A 19,597-nucleotide genomic window follows, 5' to 3' on the forward strand; every position below is an offset into this window, starting at 1 on the left:
GAAAGCGTGCGTATTGCCTGAAAACACAACCCGCTACGGGGGAGACTTACCCGAAATCTGATTTATTCAACAAAGCCCTATCTTGCCAAAGTCGCTAGTCGCTTGTTTGCCTTAGCTTTAGATTTTATGCTTATGGAGGCGGTTTGATTTTCATCCGATACTTTTTCTAGCACTGGCACCACAGAGGAAATGGACTTTTCTTTTGAAATTTTGGATGCACCTGAAGAAAGTGGGCTTTCAGATGGTATAGAGGTATCGCTTCCCTCATTTTCAATCTTCACACCAAAGCAGGCATGTTCCTTTTGTACAAGGAAGGTTTCTTTTACAGAAACAGAATCCTGCTTTGAATTATCTAATTGTAGAGGTGTTAAATACTCCTTAAACTTTTGATCTAAGACATTCTCTAGCAATACATTAATAGGAGGCTTAGGTTCAGTATCTATAGTATTTCCATCATTCAGAAACCTATTAAGATCTGCAAGTGTTAATCTTTCGTTTAAACCATTTATAAAATTTGCCAAGTCAGGAAATAAATTATTTAATACCAACCCGGTACTAATAGCCGACCTAATTAAATCCAGTTGGTCACCCCTATGACAAAGTTCTGTTTTTTTCAAGAAACTATAAACATAGGGTGCTTTTCTTTCGGATATCCAGAAAGACCGGATCTGAATCCGGTCGTTATCTGCCTTATTTGAGATAGGGTATTTAGCCATGTTCTAGCTCATTATTCTGAATAAATAGTATCAGCAATTGCCAAAGATAATGCGAACTGCGGATTGTCTACCATGATAACTTTAGCCGTTTCAAAATGTTTACGAATAGCTGTTTCGATGAGATATGAACCTCCCCCAACAAGGAAAACATTATGAGGCCTCTCTTCGACTTGTGTAACCGCTCTGATTACTTTACTTTGCAACTTCTGTACCGCAGAGTTTACCGCATCAAAAACACCGTCACGCTTGTCCTCTGCAACCTTCAAAGCTGATTTATCATGACGATTATCAACAAGATGATGAATGTAAGCATTACTCGTATTCAGTTTCTCAGATTCAAGATACCTGCTGATCTCATCGTAAACAATAGAACAACCAATACGGTCAAAACCTTTTACTTTCGAAATCTGTTCTAATTGCCCAGTAATACTTGCAACATCAAGAGTAGTACCACCAAGATCAATTACCAAACTTGATTCAAATGAAGCAATATCCTCAATTTCATCTGCCCGGGTCACAGCTGGTAAAGATTCAGGGAAAACAGTCACAGACAAAACGTTAAAAGAATAGCGTTTACCGTCAAGATAACGCTCTACTGGTTTCATCAGATTATCTTTTTTTCTCTGAATATTTTCAATATTCGTTTCCCCTAAAGCAGTATAGAACTGGCTAAGTGGTAAAGTAACAAAGAGGTGAACATCCTGAGGAACTAAACCAGAAGCATGAAGTGCATGGTGAACATTTAACCGGCTAATTTCATCGTATTGGTGAGATACATCAGTCGATTCCAGTGAGTTACTAGATTCGCTGTGATGCGAAAACCTTTCCAGCCCATCAATAAGATAGTTAAAAGGATTGAGACCCTCATGGCGAACACGGAAATCTGGAACAAAACTATTTTGTGTAAGCAAGGGAACTAATTCGTTTCTTTCATTAAGACAAACCAGTTTTGCAGCTTTACTTCCATCATCGACAACGATTTTTAAAGCTTCAGTGATATCCTGCACTGATGGTGAAACAGGACTTTCAGATTTTAATAGTTCAGCCATAAAAACTCTCTTTTATTAATAGGACCATATTAGATATTAACTTTATACATTAATGGTGACCTATTATCAACATTAACACTATTAAAAAAATACGTAAGTCTATGTTATTTCAGCATCCTTCCATTTTAAATACCTTACCGTTAAATTTCCTGTATTCATGTATTAACCATGTTTATAAAGGAGCCAATTATAATCAGAAAGTTACTTTGCATCCTAAGTATGAACTGTTTGAGAGCCAGGACTGGGGCCTTTACCTGTAAGTAACAAAGGTCCTTAGGCTTAGAATCCAAAATGACGCCTTTTTGTAAAAAAATCATAGTTCGAAATACCGTATCATCGATGTAAACATACGTAGAGGAATTTATGGCAGCTGAGCACGTCCAAACTATAGACCTTACAAACTTCTCCGGAAGGATTTTCTTTCTGGCAGATCCTCATGGACATTACTCTGCGCTGTGCAACTTGATCCAATCAGTTACAAAGCCAGAAGAAGAGATAGTAATTTTCTCTACTGGAAATTTGTTTGACTATGGGCCGGAACCCATAGAATTGATGAAGGCGATAAACAGTGGCTTTTTCGATGGACGTTTTGTGAGGCATTTCTCAGCTGCCGGAGCCGGAGAAGAAATGTTAAAAAAATTGTTACCATTAAACAAAGACCGGAGAACATTTTACCCCAGCACATACCTCAATGAGAGATGGTGTGTAATGGGCGGAAAGTGGCATAAAGCTGTGAATCGTTACTATTTAGAGGAAGAGGTAAAAAAACTTCTTAATACCCAGCTTGGTACGATGATGCAGATTTTACTAAAAGGCGATATAAAAATTGGGGTTTGCCCTTCTGATTACGCCCCTATCCGCACATCATTCACTGATACTTATAATGCGCTTCAAGCATTCAACTATGCCAATGTGAATATTTTTCAGAGCCAGTTTCTATTCGGTATGGACCATGCCGTAATACCAATGATGATAAATGACGTCAACCTTATGGTCCTAGGTAGGAATCCTGTAAACAGCATTCGAAAAGCCCATGGTCGTACTCAAAACAATCTTCCAGTACTGATCGGTAATTGTTTGCATATAAATACTGGATCACTCTATATGTCAAAATTAGAAGACCAGGTAATAGTTGCTCCGGGTATACCGCAAACTGACTCACCAGCACTTACATTAGTAGAAATAATCATGAAGAACAATCCAGTTTTATTGTGTCATCAGCTAATACAAACAACAAACAAGTTTTATTCACTTAAAACCTATCCTTTAGAACTCGATTCGATTGAAAACAACATTGAGGTAACAAGATGAAGATAAATTGGAAGATTATCTCAATTTCAACATTACTTTTGCATCTTCACGCAGCAGCTGCACCACATCAAGAGAAAGAGCATAGAAAAGATGCTTTTTCTTCTGCCGCACAGAAAAGTGATTCACTTATATCTGCTAAAGCGGAGCTTATAAACGGAAGGTGGTTTATAAATGGTAAATATAGGCCTGTTCTAAAGACCAGCATGACCAAAACCAATTTCTTAGAAATCATGAATGTTTCAAATAAAGAATCACTTTTTATTGTGATACCAAAACTTGAGTATAATATCATTGCCAAAAATAAAATCTTACTAAATGAAAAAATTGCATTAAGCGAAGGCACATCCGGAAAAAGCATTGTTTGGGTCGAGCCAAAATCAAGTCTAACTATATCGTTTATAAATGACCTTGCTAATACGCCCCTTCAGGCTATCGTTTCGATCACAAGAAACAACAAAGATATAATTGCCATCTTTGGACCGGATCAGGGTAAAGGGTTTACTCTTCCCGGAAATACGTCTAATGATCAAGTGTCCGTTCCTGACTATTCTGACCTAAATATAAAAAAACTTAACATACCTCAAAGTGTTGGTAATCCAGTAACCATCAATCCTAAAGAGAAGAATTACCTCTTAGTTGGACAAGGAAAATATGAAATCTTATCTCTTCCTAAATATCAACATTTAGTATTTTCTGAACCCGTTTATATTGAGAAAAGAAAAAATATCCTCGGTGGTTATGGTTATTGGACGAAAGAAACAATTCTCTACCCCGGTGAATCATTATCTTTTATAACGAGCGCCAAAAACAATCTAAGGAAGCGGGATGATTAAAGTTATCACACTTTTATTGTTTGCATTACTGACTGGTTGTCAGTCAGTAGAAAGTAAAATCGAAGAACTCCCGACAGTTGGTTTTGACCCTATTCTATACAATAAAAGTGAGGCCTTTACTGACGGAAAAGTTACTTTACGTGTCGAAAGTTCAGGAACTGATGTTTGGCTTGTCGCCAAGAATGGAACCAGAAGTTTTATTGAGCTTTCAGGCCTAACGCTAGGTGGTAGTCGTTGTGCTTACAATGCCCGTAGTAAGCAACTTTTGCCCCCAGGCAGCGTAAGCACATTCGTAGTTCCTACGGTTGGAATGCTTGGACTTTGCTTCAACAATGAAGATCAACTTATGTTTATTAACCGTGCTTTTAGCAGAATCTCTCCCAAAGCAAAAGGAAAAGATTCGCTTTCGCTTTTATTTTCTGTTAGTTACGATTTTCCCGGAAAAGCGGACCTAATTACTAACCACGATTTTCAAGAGTTATATCTTTTATTTTTGAATGAGGATAATCTATGAAACAAACATTAATTGTTATTTTAATATGTTTTTGTCACACGGCTTTAGCATATCCATACCGTATCTATACTGTCCCGGAAGGGGCATTAGTAAAAAACATACTAACTAATGAATATCTAGGAAAAACCCCTGTGGTTGTGGACGTGAGCAATACCGAAGCTGGTTCTACTTTTGGGATTTCATTATTTAGACATGAAAATGTTGCTATAAAGATTTTTACAGTAATGCCTTCAGCAGAAAATAATTTTGCTGTTTCTGGACCTGACGTTGCAACTATGTCATTGCCGGGAAAAGCACCTTTAAACGTAGTAAATGATGGGAATGGCGCTTCTGTTCATATAGAACTAAGACCTTATATGTCTGAACCTGCGCACACCCCATATTAATATAACAAGAAATTAAAAATATAAATCATATGAACTGCATCATAAAGATGCAGTTCAATATTTATTCTGATACTTTTAATTTTTCTTTTATGAACTCCTCTAGTTCCTTAATAAAACCCGCATTTATCCTATTGAATTCAAAGCGAATTTTTCTACCAGTATTGTTTTTACTGATTCTTGCATACTTATCTTTGTTATCAAAAGTAATAAGATCACTTGTTTCCCATTTTGTGGAATAAGTTTTTTCACAAACACTTTCCACAGATTGTGTGATTTTTTCCATTACAACTTTTTGAGCAACCTGGAGATCTCCAATGTCTAAATCTTTTGTTTCCTCTTTAACATTATCTATTACTTCATCTAAAGGAAATAGATTTTTTTGCACATATTTCTGTAAACGAGACAAGCGACTATAATAGGAGTTCGGGATTCCTTCATAATCCGGGAATAAAGAGATTAATGTTTCGTCAATACGGGCCGCCTGGATTCTTTTGGCTACCGATACATGACTAATCCCAAGATATGCTGCGAGTTCTTCATTAGTAGAAAATCCTTTTTCTTCCATTTTTTTGATAAATTGAAACCCAACTTCTCTATATGAAAATTTTCGAGATGTTTGTGCTGCGGATATAATTGAATTTATATCATCTTCGGTTAGTTCATCCGGAAGAACCCACAGGGGGAGATCCTTTTCTGCCTTTATACAGCAGAAACGTCTGCGACTTCCTTCTATTAATAAATAAACCCCATCTCTTTTTACAGCGATCCCTTCGGTATCGACCCCTCTTTCTTCAATCTGCTTAAGAATATCTCTAACAGAATAATCTGTAAGGGCTTCTTGATTTCGTGGGTTCGCTGGATGGACTAAGGTCTCCTTCTCCACTCTCTGGGCTGGAACAATCACATGTTCCGCTTCAAGTCTCCGGCCCTTATGAAGAGTGAATAACTTTTTTATGCGAGGTGCTGTTTTCAAACCCGCAAGACCTGAACGGTGACCGACTTCTGTCCGCTTTGGTGCGTTTAAATATCGAGATTTATCATTCCCGATATGTTGCTCATCGCTCATGCGTTAACTCCTTGCTTAGCTGAAAAACTTTTTATTTCATTTATAAATTGCTGATATACCTGTAATACAGATTCTTCTGCGACATCAAGCTGCTTTGCGGAACAAAGTTCCTCTGATTTTTTGATATCAAGCACTGTACGCCCTTTGGAAGCAGCTGCCTTAAATGCTTCAGAATTTTTTATGTTAGCGGACATCAAAAGGTCCTGAACAGTTCTGATTAATTTATCCAAAACTATTCTTTCATATGGACTTTTGTCATCTACATTGACAGCAAGAACTTTGAACCATTTTAAATTGTCGCCCTTACTTGGTGATTGTTTAAACCTTTCACTTATTGTAAGCATGAAGTCTGTAGTAGAGGCGTAATCATATTCACGTGGTGACACTGCGACAAGAATCCCATCGGCCGCTTCGTCAGCAGCCCAGATCAAAGGTGAATCTTCAGGTGGAGTGTCTATAATAATCAAATCATAGTTCTGCTTCAGTACCGGTAAGATAACTTCCTTGAAACGTAGTAACAAAGACGTACGTTCTTCTCTAGAACATTGCCAGTATTTATCTTTAAAACGAGCATCTGTCGGAAAAGCCGTTATTACGTCCAAGTTTGGCAGATGCGTTGAAAAAGGCATATTAGTGATGATTTCTTCTTCAGAGAATCCTGAATCTAAATATTTTTTATACTCAGAATTTTCTTCATAAATTCCAAGGATTGCATCAATTGCTGTAAGGAAGACATCATCTTCTGAGACACTTTGAATCATGCTGCTTCCAATCGAACCTTGTGGGTCCCATTCGATCATTAATACACGTGCATTGAGTTGTAGATCTAAAGCAGCTGCTACTGCTAAAGCTACAGATGTAGTGCTTTTCCCTGTACCGCCTTTATGATTCTGAGTAACAATAGCTCTGCTAAAGTAATGATCGCGGTACTTGGGATAACCCAGGGCATCCATTATTTTTTGAACATCCCAGCGGGTGTAAAGATGATTTTTGTTTTGATAAATAGGTGCACCAACAAGTTCTTTTTCTTCTAAGTCCGAAAGTATTTTATTGAACGTTACTCGTGACTTCCCAAAAAAATCAGAGAGATTTTTTTTATTCAAACAGTGGTTATAGATCAGTCTATCAACACCATCAACACTATCATCAGAAACAGATACTCTTGATGAAGCCATCAGAGATTCCTTTAGAGAAATCTGCTCGCTTTTCATGCGCTGACCAACGAGGGCGATCTTTTCAAGTAAATTCATGGTTATGACCTTTTTGCACTGAAAACCGACTTTTACGCATATATGTAAACTTTACGTATAATGCGTCCATTTCCTTGTTATGCGTACAATTCTATCCTTAGTTTCAATCTTAAGCTAATGTTTGTTTACTTTTTTATGATTTTTTGTGAGCTTAACTTGCAGATGTGAGCTCAGACTCTCTAGTCCATACCTAATGCACAACCTGTTTAAACCACGATTCTTGTCTCCTTCTCTACGCTTTGAAGTTAAGAGCTCCATTAATGAATCTTCACGCCTACCCTATTTCTTGCTTAGACCCTAAAATCTATCTCACCGGTGTGCTGATATACGTTTCCTAACTGTGAACCGTTGTCGTCAGTCCAGTCTAAAGATATGAGGTGTTAATCTCTTGAGGAGGCACACTACGAATTATGGGAGCAGAGTTAGCAACCTCACCCCGAAATGAAACCCAACTTAAGGAGGCAACCCCAGTGTGGAGATTAAGGGGGTTAAATCTGCCAGCGGCTGACAGTGTCCCAGCTGCTGCTCAGTCACACCACGCCCTGATTTAATCCCCTGCCCGGTATTGTAATGACCGAAAAAAACCCGTGCACTGGTGTCGGCAGACCGGCATGCATGAATATGACGTTAATCTGTATCAGCAGGCACTTTTCGCATAATGGGAGCAAGTGATAGCAACGCCGCCCAGAACGGAATGCCAACATCAGGACTGAACCCAAGTTTGGCGATTAAGGGGGTTAAATTTGCAAGCGGATGACAGTGCCCCCAGCTGCTGCTCAGTCACACCACGCTTGATTAAATCTCTCGCCAGGTCTTGTTTTGACCGAAAATAGCCCAAGCACTGATGTCGGCAGACTGGCATATAGGAATATGACGTTAATCTGTATCAGCAGGTACATTTCGCATTATGTGAGCAAGTGATAGCAACCCAGCCCGGAACTGAAGGCCAGCATGAGGACAGAACCCCAGTTTGGCGATTAAGGGGGTTAAATCTCACAGCGGCTGACAGTGCCTTCAGATGCTGCTCAGGCATACTACTCTCCCTGATATAATCTCCCATATGTTCTTGAGATCGTCGGAAATCGCCCATGCACCGGTGTCGGCAGACCGGTATGCAGTAATGTGAATTTAATCTGCATCATCAAGCACATTTCGTATTATGGAAGTAAGTGTTAGTAAACCAAAGCCCGCCCAGAACGGAAGGTCAACATCAGAACAGAATCCCAGTTTGGCGATTAAGGGTGTTAAATCTGCAAGCTGCTGACAGTGCCCCAGTTGCTGCTCAGTCACACCACGCCCTGATAGAATCTCCTGCCCGGAAATGTGATGACCGAAAAAAGCCCGTGCACTGGTGTCGGCAGACCGGCACGCAGGAATATGACGTTAATCTGTATCAGGAGGCACATTTCGCATTATGGGAGCAAGCGATAGCAACCCAAGCCCAGAACTGAAGGCCAGCATCAGGACAGAACCCCAGTATGGCGATTAAGGGGGTTAAATCCGCCAGTGGCAATAAGATCCCGAGCGGTGTTTAAGAAATATTTCCCGAAGGACAATCTTCCGCTCGTACGATGAATATAGTGTTCAACCCGGGAGAGGGATCACTTAACCTGCTTAGCCTAAATCTTACGTCATTCTCTAAACGGAGTTTAAGCTTAATGGTCCTGAGAAAGTTAAAAGGACTACCCATAATGACGGTTTGAGATGGCGAATAAGGGTTTTTTCTGCCAGCGGCTGACATTGCCCCAGCTTCTGCTCAGTCACACCACGCCTGATTAAATCTTCCGCCAGGTCTTGTTATGACCGAAAATTGTCCGTGCACTAGAGTCGTAAGACCTGCATACAGGAATGAGGCGTAAATCTTTATCAGGTGGCAAGGTTCGCATCATGGGAGCAAGGGTCTTGAACTGGAGGTTAACATCATAAAATCCCAGATTGGCGATTAAGGGTGTTAAATCTGACAGCGACTGAAAGTGCCTTCAGATGCTGCTCAGGTATATTACACCCTGAAAAAATCAAGCATCTGTGCTTGCGAATATCGGAAAAGGCCATGCACCGGTGTCGGCAGACCGGCATGGGCAATGAGACGTTAATCTGTATCAGCTGGCGCATTTCGTATCATGGGAACAAGTGTTAGCAACCCTCTCCAGGACGGAAGGACACTATCAGGACTGATCCCAGTTTGGCGATTAAGGGGGTTAAATCTGCCAGCGGCTGACAGTGCCTTCTGATGCTGCTCAGACATACTATGCACAGATATAATCACCCGTCCGTCCTTGTGATTATCGGAAAAGGCCATGCACCGGAGTCGGCAAACCGGTATGCAGTGATGTGACTTTAATCTTTATCAGCAGGCGCATTTCGTATTAAGGGAGCAAGTGTTAGCAACCCTGCCCAGGACGGAAGGACACTATCAGGACTGAACGCCAGTTTGGCGATTAAGGGGGTTAAATCTGCCAGCGGCTGACAGTGCCCCAGCTGCTGCTCAGTCACACCACGTCCTGATAAAATCTCCTGCCCGGTAATGTGATGACCGAAAAAAGCCCGTGCACTGGTGTCGGCAGACCGGCACGCAGGAATATGACGTTAATCTGTATCAGCAGGTACATCTCGCATTAGGGAGCAAGTGATAGCAACCCCGCCCAGAACTGAAGGCCAGCATGAGGACAGAACCCCAGTTTGGCGATTAAGGGGGTTAAATCCGGCAGCGTGAGTAAGTGCCCGTGCTGTGTTAAAGAAATATTCCCTAAGGACAATCTTCCGCTCGGCCTTTTGTATAAAGTTGTCACCCCGGGAGCGGGGATCACTTTACCTGCTTAGCCTAAATCTTACGTCAATCGCTATCCGGAATTTTAGCTTAATGGTCCTGAGTAAGTTAAAAGGGCTACCCATAATGACGTCCCCAGATGGTGATAAAGGAGTTAATTCCGCCTTCGGCTTACAGTGCCGCAGCTGCTGCTCAGCAACACCACGCCCTGATTAAATCTCCCGCCTGTCCTTGTGATGACCAAAAATAGTCCGTGCACTGGCGTCGTAAGACCGGCATACAGGAATGAGGCGTTAATCTTTATTAGGTGGCAGGATTCGCATCATGGGAGCAAGGGCCCTAGAACTGTAGACTAACATTAGAAAATCACAGTTTGGCGATAAAGGGGGTTAAATAAGTTAAAAGTCTTCGGTGAGCAAATTGGATAAATTTTCAGAAACCAAACCGTTAATAATAAACTTTTAGAAGAATGATTAAAGGATATTAAGTTTTGTATGCAAAATGACACCAGTGATCTGTTTTCACTAATAATGCCGCGCTACTTTGATTACCTTTGGTAAACAAAAATGTAATTTACGTGATTTTCATCTTATAATGTCAGTATTGAAGTTATAAATTTTGTTTACTTAATGCGTACACAACCTAACTGCGATTTGTATTTATGTCACTGTTTTTACACCACATTAATTATAAAACCAAAATTTGCAGCACAGTGATGAACTCATTAAGTCACAACCTCATTTGTTTACTTAAGGCATACAATAAAAAACCAGATTCTTATGAGACATCTGGTTTAATTATTTTTGCTTGAAGATATTTACTCTACGCGGCCAAACCCGCTGCTACTTCTTGAGCATAGAGAATTTCTATTGCCTCGCCATAGCTACAATTCTCGCGGCTTTGAATTTCCCATAATTTACTCCTGTCAGCACTATCCGTAGTAAAACAAAGCTCCATTTTCCGGTCTACGTATAACCGACAGATCTCTTGGAAGTTTTCGAACCTGACTAACATCTCTGAAAACACCTTTTTGACTGTACGAATATTTTTCATACGTTCATATTCTGCATCTGAAGTAGAAAAATATTTATTAGCCTTCATTGCTTCAATGCTTTCTTTTTCTTGTTTCATGATTATCTTCCAAGGCGAGTTAGCAGTCAGGGCCCGGCCAACAGAAGAAGTAAAATAATCTTCAAACGACTGTGTGATACAGATGCCTGCGCAGTTTGTTTTCCTGAACCTACGCCATGCCGCTTCGAGGAAGGAAGAGAAGAATTGGTTTGATTGATTTCCGGCACCTGATGAATTATCAGGACGAATGTACTCCCATGCTTCATCAAGGATGAACAAGCGACGACGCCCATCTTTTTTGATGAACATTGCATGCTGAGCAGCCTGAATGATAGACATTAATACAACTGTCTGAAGGTGGGGGGTGCCTTTTAGCTCCTCCAGTTCCAAAACAATAAATCTGCTGTCGAAGTTGATTGGAGGCAACGTATCGGTAAACCGGTGCCCATAAATTCCACCTTCGCACCATGCTCCGAGTTGCTCCCCAATATCCTTTATACGTTTGTCTTCATGCTTCTTGCAACGCAGAGCAAAGCCGGTTATTGAACCGGTCCGACCTGATTTTCTGGATTCTTGGTACTCTTCTGCAATAAGCTGAAGCATCACTGATTGTTGATAATCATCGATAAGGCCTTTCTCTGAAGCCATAATTTTTAGCTGATTCAAAACCATTATGGTCTGAGCAACTTTGTCTTTTTCTGCATCGTTTGAAGTTGATTCACCGGTAAATTCAGGTGCTTCGTTAAATACATCGTCGTTAACAGTGATGTCAGTTAGGAAGGCAAAGGGATTTAGGGTGAAGTCAGGGGTTTTACCGAAATCAATAAATTGACTGTTTGTATATTGTTCCGCAATCCCCTGGTAAGAACGGCCCACGTCCACAACAAATACTTGAGCACCGTCAGGATCATCATCTGGGTATTCGTTTTCTAAAAAATGCTTAAATGTTGAGCGATAATGAACGAGGTTATTAGATCGCGGTCCAGCTCCAAGATAGTTATTGATTAGATATGCTGTCCAGAATGACTTCCCTGCACCTGACGTTGCACCAATAACCATGTTATAGCTTGCAGAAGTCTTGAAAATATCAAGTCCCATGAGTTGACCTTCACGAGAAACTAAACTCAGTACTGGTCTATCTGTATTACCTTTCCAGGGCCCAAAGATCGGTGTCATATGAGCCGCTCCGGTGTTGCTCACTACTTCGGAACGGTCAAGGTCGAAAATTGTCTTTGGGTCATTGCACATTGGCAGACATGACATAAATGACGGGAAAACGATAAAGGAATCATCTGCTACTTTGACCCGGCTTTCGAGGTAAAAGGATTTGAGATCGTTAGCTGCTGTCTGCACAGAATTGGCATTACTACCCATAACAGTGAAAGTAAGATACCCTCTTAAAAGCTTTGCGCCATCCTCAAGCTCGCGAGTTACGGCCATGTAGTCATTATCCATATCCCGCAGGCGAGGGCAGAATGTGACAACTGAAGGTATACTTGCCTGTTTATTAGTGATTGCTTTGTAGCGGACGTTTTCTTTTGACAACTTGAGCGGATCGGCAAACTGAACAGTCTGAGTGATCATAAATGGGCTGAAAATTGTCTTACGTCCATGCATCCAGTTAACTACTAACTCATACATACAACCGAAATTGACGTATTCAGGAAACTTTACAACGGAAAGTTGTTTGAAGTAACGATGCTCAGATTCGTCGTCACTTTGTGTGACTGATGAGAAATGATTTTCTGTGACTGTATACTTACGGCCGGGAACGTTAACTTGTTCATTAAGCCTTTTCATAGTGTTAACGTCTATGAAACCTTCAGCCCACCGGGAGTTCTTTCCGGGGTTTACGACCTTATCTATACAATAGAGCCAGTTTTCTGCATCGACCTTAAACGGATGCAATCCAATCGTAATTAACTTACTTACAAGTTCAGAGTAAAGTGAATCGATACGCGAATGTTCCAGCTCGGTAGGAAGGGCAGACTGTAAAGGAATCGATAGCGAGATCCATACCTGAAAATCCCTCAACATAAGGTTATCATGATCAGGTTTTAAAGGCTTATGCATACTTCTGTCGTAGTAGTCCAACTGATAACCATTAAGCAGATCTGCTTTAAGCTTATCGTTCCCAGTCATACGCCCACCTCGCACAGCTGACCAAGCACTAAGCTGTAAAGTCAGGTCTGGCAATGCAGTCAGAGATATTTGACAGACAGTATCTGTAGGGAAATCCATTTTGAACATTTCAGCAAGAACATCTTGCTGATTATCAAAAACTCCAGGGGATGGATTACAGATAAACATAAACCCTAATCTGTTGCCATCAATCAAAAAATAGTGAGTCCCTGCTAATTGATCGTAAACAGGGATAAACCCACCTAATTGATGGCGATTTAAACCGCTATTGTAATTATTGATAGCTTCCATATTTGACCTTACAGTTGTCTAACAATGCCGTTCGAAGAGACAGCTTTAGTTGCTTTTTGTTGCTGCTGCATATTTTCCCGGGCCGCATCCTGTACTTCTAAAGGAACTATGCGAGCTGGGTTTGAGGTCGAATTCTTGCCAGCAATCCATGTTTGCGGTTTTACGTTGACATAAACGTAGCCGGGAAGATTAAGCGCATCGTTATCATCGGTATAAGGTGCAAAAGTAATTCTCATTACTTTCCCCTGTTGCAGAACAGCAAGTGGTTCAGGAGCCACTACAGCTTGTTTATAACCTTGCGAACGGTATTGCTGGATCTGCCCAGGGTTGAGAGTCGGGTTAACGGGCTGGCCATTGTAAAGAGAGTACATATCCTTACCAGGGCTGATATCAGAATTAGGTGCAACGTAGCGTGGGGCATTTCCAGCAGAAACCGGATAGCTTGTTTGTTTAACGACTTCCGCAGCCGGATGAACGAAAGGGTTACCAGTTGAAGAGGCAGTGCTATAACTGCTAGTCATCCTTACGTTTGAATTAACCGGTACACCAGAAATAGGCCGTGGTCCAATGGATGAAGTAGGGGCACCCATTTTTAAAGTTTTATCGTACATGACAGGTAACTGACCAACTGGCTTAATTTCGGTTTTTGAATAAGCCACAGGCTGATTTTTAAGGGTAGTAGACTGTGGATATTTGACTTCCCCTGGAGGGCTAATTTCAGTTGGATAACGGCTGTCATTGACAGCCGATTTCTCCTTTCCCGATTCCGACTCTTCCCCCGCCAGTGCAGACAGATCATCTCGATTATTAGTTAACTCCATAACTTCGCGAGGACCTTTACAGATAACGCCCTTTTCAATGCCTGGACATTCGGATTCGGAACTACCGATGGAGCACCCCGTAAGATATGAGGATGTACCTACAACCAGAGCACTGAGTACCAATCTTTTGATGTTCATAAACTAGCCTTAATTTGTCTCAAATGGATTTTTTAAGAGAGGTTCAACGCTTTGGTTCAACCAGTAGTCGAAATCTTTTGGAATGCCATTACCAGCCAAACCATCCTGTCTGACAACTGAAGGTACACCCTGCAATTTATAAATTCCTGCGAGCATCAATGACGCTACCAAAGGTTCCGCCGGACATTCTTCTGCTTCTTTTTGAGAGAGCAATCTTTTTTCAATGTCGGATTTGCTTCCCATTAGCCAACGAAGAATATCGAGGTTGTTTATTTTTCCTTTTTCTTTACTACACCAGAGCCTTCTAAGCTCTTCTTTTGGCTCACCGGGTGAGGGAACTAAAACAATATCTATCCGATACTTGTCCCGATCTGCATAGAATTTCTTAACAAGTTCCATGCAACCGTCACAATCAAGTGTTATGAAAATGGCTGCTTGTCTTTTAAGCTTTGAATTTCCCAGAGGAATGGACGCTACAGTTTCCAGAGGGAAGGGGGCCTCATCAAGACTAATAAAATAGGAATTCCTGATTTCTTCTACAGTCAGAACAGGTTTACGTTTAATTACATCAACAAGGCTTCCCCCAGTAAGGGAGTATCGGCCATCGGTCGTTACTGCCATTAGCTGCGAACGTTCGTCCTGAAAGAGGTATAGCCCACCAGAAGGAATGTATATGGCATCCTTAGGTTTATATCCTTTCATTTTTGATAACACACCCGAGATCTGACTGGGTGAAACGCCACCTTCCTTTGCCTTTGCCATTAACGCAGCAGCATCACTATTAGTTAGGACCTGCTCTGAAGCATAAGTGACCGTATTCGCCATAATGGCGAAAGCCGCCATTAAAGGGAAAAGTAACTTTTTCACTATTGGGTGCCCTCTACTTCTTTGCATTATAAGAACTTGATTGTACCGCTTCAGAGCTATCTTCAAGTTCCATATAAGTGACGATTTCAACACTATCCGGTACAGTAACGGCAAGCGTTGCATCAATAATTAAATAGCCACGGTCACGGTAGATCTTCATTAATGTTCTGAAATATTCTTCGAATTGAGATCTATCATTGTCAGCAGTACGGCCTCCGTGATGCTTGAAAAATTCCTTACGTAATTCAGGCATGTCAAGCACTGCAATCTTGTACGAAGGCTGGGATTGTTTATTGAAGTAATCGTAAACATTCATAAAGCCTTTATAACCATAAATAATGACCAATACGGCAAAGGCGAAGAAAAATAAATACTTCAATATTTTTTCAATATCAATTTCGAAGGTAATTTTTTTTGTTGTCCTTTCTCGCACCATTTTTTTAGTGATTTCAGGTCCAGCTGATTCAGGCGATTCTTTTTTTTCTAAACTATCCATTTAAACCTCAGCGACTGGTCAGATTCGTTGGAATTGTAGTTCCGGTCTGAACGACAAATGTAATAGCTCGGCCAGGGCTAATTTCTACGATTGGCCACTGTTGTTCTGCAATTGCGGTGTAGTAATCGACGAGTCGATTAAGACCACCTTGAGCTGCACCAGCCCCGGCTAATGCCCCAAGTGCACCAAAATTAGGGGACTGATACTGAGCCTGTGAATTAGGGTCGATGTTAAGTGAAGATACCTTACTGGGACTTAAGCTACCGGCAAGTGAAGAAAGTCCACCGGCAAATGCAGCTCCTGCAATTGCGTTACCATTTCGGCTGATAAGCGTGCCTCGGATCCCATTTTTTCCGTCATTTTCACTTACAGCATATGCTTCCAGTTTTACGTCAAAAGCTTTCCCTTTTGAATTAACACAAGAGATAGAAGTGGCACGTATGTAAGCACGCTGTGACGCCAGATCACCAACAGCTGAACCCAGAAGGTTACAGTCACGCAAATCCATGGTGAAATTATTGGGCATGATGACATCTTTTTTAATACGCATCGTTACTGGCATTGGTTCTGATTTGGAAGAAAGGCTTGTAGGCGCTTCAAGCCCGGTAATCAGAACACCAGTGATAATAGATGTTGCCGGAAGAAACATTTCATCTTTTCGGGCAGCATGCCGCGCTTTGCTATCAACTGGCGCAGTACCATCACCTCGTACAGTCCGAGTTGGCGCTTTATCTCCTGCAATGACCTCTCTGCCTTCCTTGATTCTGTTTTCAGACACGGGCATAACCTGAATGACACCATCGGTACCATTAGTCTTAATGGAACTTTGTGTGATTGTTCTCATTGGGCTATTACGCGTAGGTGTGATAGAAGCGTAATTAGGGTTTACGCCATTAATCGGCGCATTAGCATTAAGCTGATAAGGAGCTGCCGGTGCCTGCTCATTAATCGTTTTACGCGAACTACCAGCATCCAAGTTACGATTGCCGTTTCGATTTGTCTGCATATCATTAATTTGCTGAGACAGCTGCTGAAGTTGAGAAGTTAAACTTGCAACTTGGGCTTTAGTTTCCTGTTGGGCTTTTTCTGCTTTTTCGCGGTCCTCTTTCGCCGCATTTTGGTCAAGTCGGTTTTGCTTAACCATTTCTTTATATACTTTCTGGCTTTCTTCATTACTCAATTTGTTCATTTGCGAATCATCTAACAACAAATTGGTCTGCATGTCTTTTTTCTGTGTTTTCTTTTCTTTCTTAACTGGTGTGGAAAAAATAGACTGGCTAATAATATAAACAATCACTACCAGCAGAGCGCCAATAACAGAAAGTCTGACGGTCTTATTTTCCCAGGCCTTTTTAATGTCCATGATTAGCTCCACTTGTAGGTTTCTGGAATCGTTTAATTTTTAGATTTCGTTCGCTGTCAGACATCTGAGGAACGATATAGGGTTCACCTGCTCTGGCCCAGTTTTCACGAACAGATGGATGATTCATTTCAGCTTTATCTATCTGGCTCGTTCTAGATATTTCATGTTTGTAATTAGGTTCCAAAACGTTACTTTTGTGATAGTCAAAAGCATTCTCCTCATTAATATTGCCCTCTCCTACAAATTTATCAATAAGAGTTGGATCGTTCATTATTACTGTCTGAACGGGAAAAGCGTTACTGCCATCTTCGATACTAATGGGTGCGTCCGGAACGATTAATACACTCCTTTTTGGTATATATTCTGACCTGTAGTAAAAGCTGGTTAAAGCAAATACGACAAAACCAATCACGGTGGCCCCAAGCAGAGCAGGCAAAGTAACTTTTCCCATATTATTTTCTGATTAGACTTGGTCTGGTTGTAACCCGGGCCTCGCGTTCCTTGAACAATTTATCCCGGACTATGTAAAGCTCTGTTTCTTCTCCCGGTTGCAGGTATGCTTTATCAAATAAAGCACTTGCAATAACGCCTTCTGCCATACACTGCTGATCAGCAACGATTTGACCGTATGGTTTATCGTTTTTCACAAGAATTACATCAATAAGTTCACGTGAGCCAACCAGTCTCTGACCGAGCTTTGCATACATATTAAAGTTACATGGTGACTGCTCTGGCGCAGGAATACGAGAAAGTCGGTCCTGTTGTAAACTGAATCCTGAAGGGACCTCACCAAGAGCCACAGGAGTCAATAAATCAATGATTCTTTGTTTATGATCGTCTTGTTTTGGATCCGTTGGAGCCAGTTCTTCTGACTGGGAGCGGGCCAACATTTCCTCATAGTTTTGCTTATCCAATGAGGTTTCACGTTTGGCTTGCATAGATGGGCTTAAAGATGTAGTAACTGAAATCATCGCACCGGGAACATCAAGCGGTACCAGGGTCAGGTTATAGGTCGATTCAGGTACCTGATCTTCAGACAACATAATCCCGATTGGTTTATCGGTATTAGTTGAAATAAAGACATCGCCACCATTAACAAATATGCTTGCCTCTTCAGCAGGGGTAGAAGTACTGACAGAAGCATTCTTGAAGCTGGTCGATATTCTGTTTTGAAGTCCTCGTGAAACTGGCAGTACCACATTCCCACCAGGCGGCACATTTACACGCTGAACTTCTTTATATCGGTTACGAGCTTCGACATAAAGTTCATCGGCTTTTGACGTGGCGGTCGCATTGGTTGCATTCTGCTGGGAAGAGGTACCTGTTGGTCTCCCATAGCTATCAATTGCACCAGATCGGGTCTGTGCGTCAAATCCGGGGAGACTAGGATTATTTGATAATGCTCCAGTAATAGCGCTTACCGCAGGCGAAGCATTGCTGGCTGGGGAAAGTTGCACGGTAGGGAGATCAGTTGTAGGTTTTTGTCCCTGCGCATTACCGGCTTCACTAAGGTTTGTTTGTGCACCTGACTGTTCAGAACCAGCTTGACCCGGAATAATGGCTTTTGCAGCTCCATTCTGAAATCCGTCAGCACCAACTGGCATTACAACCGGGTTATTAATTGTTGCTGGCAATTGGTATTCTTCAGCGATTACGCAGTTCGAAGTCGTGAGCATGATCAATGCTGTAATTGCGTTGAAGCCTAAGCCCTTTTTTTTAATCATCACTTGTTACCTGTAGACGGTGGCGGATTATCCAGCGTTGCCAGTTGCTCTTTGCCGTTTATCGTAATTTTTTTAATATTCGGTGTTCCGGAATATTGATTTACATATGCAATTCTTGGGCGACCATTTTTCATCCCGAGAACCCATTCATAAGTCCATTTCGATGATTCAGTTTTGTCCGGAACATTTACAAGTCGAGTCGTTTTGGTACCCCAGACATAGACCATGTCATTTTTTGGATCAAAGTAAATATCATTAGGCTTAAAGGTCTGCTCAACACCACGAGCCTGCATGATATTTATCTGCTCCTGTAAAGACTCACTCGTTTTAGCCTGTAGTTCAGGTGAAAGGGCATCGAGGACATAGGCCGTCACAAAGGAAATATTAGTTGGATTAATATTCCCTAAAAGGGTACTAAAAAAGAGAGCCCATTGTGTTTTATAAGATTCCGATGCTTTGTTACCAACAACCGTGATCTCTTCATTCATGTTTGGAGGGGTAACAATCGTCACTGGGTCAGTGAAAAAAAGAATCTTTGCAACCAATAACCCAATGACGGCTATTGAAACAGTATTAATGCGGATAAGTTTTGTATCACGATTAATCAGGGCGCTGTATGTAATTCCAGCACCTGACGCTTCAGCTTGTGGGCTAAATCGTTTTTTAATGTCCAAAAAACGTCCCTTAGCACTTTCATCTTTCTTTACGTATGACTGTTCAAGATCACCGTTTTCATCCTTTTTAGATTTTTTGAAAAAAGGGATGTTAATGCCACTTAGCATTTTCATTCAT

General features: G+C 41.3%; 17 protein-coding genes. 4 read left to right on the forward strand and 13 right to left on the reverse strand.

The annotated features are described in order from the left end of the window. Positions 1-77: 77 nt before the first annotated feature. Together CHU32_RS24235 and parM are read right to left on the reverse strand one after the other, a co-directional pair. Positions 78-716 (reverse strand): hypothetical protein, encoded by a 639-nt coding sequence (locus tag CHU32_RS24235; protein ID WP_012695436.1) that lies wholly within the window; start codon positions 714-716, stop codon positions 78-80. A gap of 11 nt (positions 717-727) precedes the next feature. Then, positions 728-1,765, reverse strand: a complete 1,038-nt coding sequence (gene parM / locus CHU32_RS24240; RefSeq protein WP_000818954.1) for a plasmid segregation protein ParM domain-containing protein — start codon at positions 1,763-1,765, stop codon at positions 728-730. Positions 1,766-2,128: 363 nt separating this feature from the next. Here parM and CHU32_RS24245 point away from each other — a divergent pair, with 363 nt between their 5' ends. The 4 genes from CHU32_RS24245 to CHU32_RS24260 are packed head-to-tail and all read left to right on the forward strand — an operon-like array spanning position 2,129 to position 4,809. After that, positions 2,129-3,076, forward strand: coding sequence for a metallophosphoesterase (locus tag CHU32_RS24245; protein ID WP_000718595.1), 948 nt, complete (start codon positions 2,129-2,131; stop codon positions 3,074-3,076). After that, positions 3,073-3,909 (forward strand): hypothetical protein, encoded by an 837-nt coding sequence (locus tag CHU32_RS24250; protein ID WP_000700976.1) that lies wholly within the window; start codon positions 3,073-3,075, stop codon positions 3,907-3,909. The genes CHU32_RS24245 and CHU32_RS24250 overlap by 4 nt, the downstream gene beginning before the upstream one ends. After that, positions 3,902-4,423, forward strand: coding sequence for a hypothetical protein (locus tag CHU32_RS24255; RefSeq protein WP_000598517.1), 522 nt, complete (start codon positions 3,902-3,904; stop codon positions 4,421-4,423). The genes CHU32_RS24250 and CHU32_RS24255 overlap by 8 nt, the downstream gene beginning before the upstream one ends. Beyond that, positions 4,420-4,809 (forward strand): hypothetical protein, encoded by a 390-nt coding sequence (locus tag CHU32_RS24260; RefSeq protein WP_000815011.1) that lies wholly within the window; start codon positions 4,420-4,422, stop codon positions 4,807-4,809. The genes CHU32_RS24255 and CHU32_RS24260 overlap by 4 nt, the downstream gene beginning before the upstream one ends. A 61-nt stretch (positions 4,810-4,870) precedes the next feature. Here the strand turns inward: CHU32_RS24260 and CHU32_RS24265 are convergent, their stop codons facing one another. The 11 genes from CHU32_RS24265 to CHU32_RS24310 all read right to left on the reverse strand — a co-directional run bounded on the left by CHU32_RS24265 (position 4,871) and on the right by CHU32_RS24310 (position 19,593). Further along, positions 4,871-5,875 (reverse strand): ParB family protein, encoded by a 1,005-nt coding sequence (locus CHU32_RS24265; protein WP_001278838.1) that lies wholly within the window; start codon positions 5,873-5,875, stop codon positions 4,871-4,873. Continuing rightward, complete coding sequence (locus tag CHU32_RS24270; RefSeq protein ID WP_001050364.1) at positions 5,872-7,125, reverse strand: ParA family protein; 1,254 nt, start codon at positions 7,123-7,125, stop codon at positions 5,872-5,874. The genes CHU32_RS24265 and CHU32_RS24270 overlap by 4 nt, the downstream gene beginning before the upstream one ends. 1,128 nt (positions 7,126-8,253) lie before the next feature. Continuing rightward, complete coding sequence (locus tag CHU32_RS28340; RefSeq protein ID WP_001371949.1) at positions 8,254-8,415, reverse strand: hypothetical protein; 162 nt, start codon at positions 8,413-8,415, stop codon at positions 8,254-8,256. 2,299 nt (positions 8,416-10,714) lie between these two features. After that, complete coding sequence (locus tag CHU32_RS24275; protein ID WP_000387412.1) at positions 10,715-13,396, reverse strand: TraC family protein; 2,682 nt, start codon at positions 13,394-13,396, stop codon at positions 10,715-10,717. 8 nt (positions 13,397-13,404) lie between these two features. After that, a complete protein-coding gene (gene trhV / locus CHU32_RS24280) occupies positions 13,405-14,355 on the reverse strand; it encodes an IncHI-type conjugal transfer lipoprotein TrhV (RefSeq protein ID WP_001022588.1) in 951 nt (316 codons plus the stop codon). 9 nt (positions 14,356-14,364) lie between these two features. Beyond that, entirely contained in the window at positions 14,365-15,117 is a 753-nt protein-coding gene (gene htdT, locus CHU32_RS24285) for a protein-disulfide isomerase HtdT (protein WP_182911723.1), read from the reverse strand. Between the two features lie 118 nt (positions 15,118-15,235). Further along, positions 15,236-15,718, reverse strand: a complete 483-nt coding sequence (locus CHU32_RS24290) for a hypothetical protein (RefSeq protein WP_000377632.1) — start codon at positions 15,716-15,718, stop codon at positions 15,236-15,238. 7 nt (positions 15,719-15,725) lie between these two features. Further along, complete coding sequence (gene trhB / locus CHU32_RS24295; protein WP_000351841.1) at positions 15,726-17,081, reverse strand: IncHI-type conjugal transfer protein TrhB; 1,356 nt, start codon at positions 17,079-17,081, stop codon at positions 15,726-15,728. After that, entirely contained in the window at positions 17,071-17,532 is a 462-nt protein-coding gene (gene htdO, locus CHU32_RS24300) for a plasmid transfer protein HtdO (protein ID WP_000521242.1), read from the reverse strand. Before htdO ends, trhB begins: the two co-directional genes overlap by 11 nt. Before the next feature lies 1 nt (position 17,533). After that, positions 17,534-18,805, reverse strand: a complete 1,272-nt coding sequence (locus tag CHU32_RS24305; RefSeq protein ID WP_000592092.1) for a TraK domain-containing protein — start codon at positions 18,803-18,805, stop codon at positions 17,534-17,536. Further along, positions 18,805-19,593: a TraE/TraK family type IV conjugative transfer system protein gene (locus tag CHU32_RS24310; protein WP_000783153.1), complete on the reverse strand. Its 789-nt coding sequence runs from the start codon at positions 19,591-19,593 to the stop codon at positions 18,805-18,807. Before CHU32_RS24310 ends, CHU32_RS24305 begins: the two co-directional genes overlap by 1 nt. Positions 19,594-19,597: the final 4 nt, after the last annotated feature.

It is taken from the genome of Superficieibacter electus (assembly GCF_002915575.1).
GTDB classification, from domain to species: Bacteria; Pseudomonadota; Gammaproteobacteria; order Enterobacterales; family Enterobacteriaceae; genus Superficieibacter; species Superficieibacter electus.

What these genes read in the sequence shown, in the direction of transcription:
- CHU32_RS24235 (WP_012695436.1), bottom strand. Translation starts at nt 716, where the DNA reads ATGGCTAAATACCCTATCTCAAATAAGGCAGATAACGACCGGATTCAG.
- parM (WP_000818954.1), bottom strand. Translation starts at nt 1,765, where the DNA reads ATGGCTGAACTATTAAAATCTGAAAGTCCTGTTTCACCATCAGTGCAG.
- CHU32_RS24245 (WP_000718595.1), top strand. Translation starts at nt 2,129, where the DNA reads ATGGCAGCTGAGCACGTCCAAACTATAGACCTTACAAACTTCTCCGGA.
- CHU32_RS24250 (WP_000700976.1), top strand. Translation starts at nt 3,073, where the DNA reads ATGAAGATAAATTGGAAGATTATCTCAATTTCAACATTACTTTTGCAT.
- CHU32_RS24255 (WP_000598517.1), top strand. Translation starts at nt 3,902, where the DNA reads ATGATTAAAGTTATCACACTTTTATTGTTTGCATTACTGACTGGTTGT.
- CHU32_RS24260 (WP_000815011.1), top strand. Translation starts at nt 4,420, where the DNA reads ATGAAACAAACATTAATTGTTATTTTAATATGTTTTTGTCACACGGCT.
- CHU32_RS24265 (WP_001278838.1), bottom strand. Translation starts at nt 5,875, where the DNA reads ATGAGCGATGAGCAACATATCGGGAATGATAAATCTCGATATTTAAAC.
- CHU32_RS24270 (WP_001050364.1), bottom strand. Translation starts at nt 7,125, where the DNA reads ATGAATTTACTTGAAAAGATCGCCCTCGTTGGTCAGCGCATGAAAAGC.
- CHU32_RS24275 (WP_000387412.1), bottom strand. Translation starts at nt 13,396, where the DNA reads ATGGAAGCTATCAATAATTACAATAGCGGTTTAAATCGCCATCAATTA.
- trhV (WP_001022588.1), bottom strand. Translation starts at nt 14,355, where the DNA reads ATGAACATCAAAAGATTGGTACTCAGTGCTCTGGTTGTAGGTACATCC.
- htdT (WP_182911723.1), bottom strand. Translation starts at nt 15,117, where the DNA reads ATGGCAAAGGCAAAGGAAGGTGGCGTTTCACCCAGTCAGATCTCGGGT.
- CHU32_RS24290 (WP_000377632.1), bottom strand. Translation starts at nt 15,718, where the DNA reads ATGGATAGTTTAGAAAAAAAAGAATCGCCTGAATCAGCTGGACCTGAA.
- trhB (WP_000351841.1), bottom strand. Translation starts at nt 17,081, where the DNA reads ATGGACATTAAAAAGGCCTGGGAAAATAAGACCGTCAGACTTTCTGTT.
- htdO (WP_000521242.1), bottom strand. Translation starts at nt 17,532, where the DNA reads ATGGGAAAAGTTACTTTGCCTGCTCTGCTTGGGGCCACCGTGATTGGT.
- CHU32_RS24305 (WP_000592092.1), bottom strand. Translation starts at nt 18,805, where the DNA reads ATGATTAAAAAAAAGGGCTTAGGCTTCAACGCAATTACAGCATTGATC.
- CHU32_RS24310 (WP_000783153.1), bottom strand. Translation starts at nt 19,593, where the DNA reads ATGAAAATGCTAAGTGGCATTAACATCCCTTTTTTCAAAAAATCTAAA.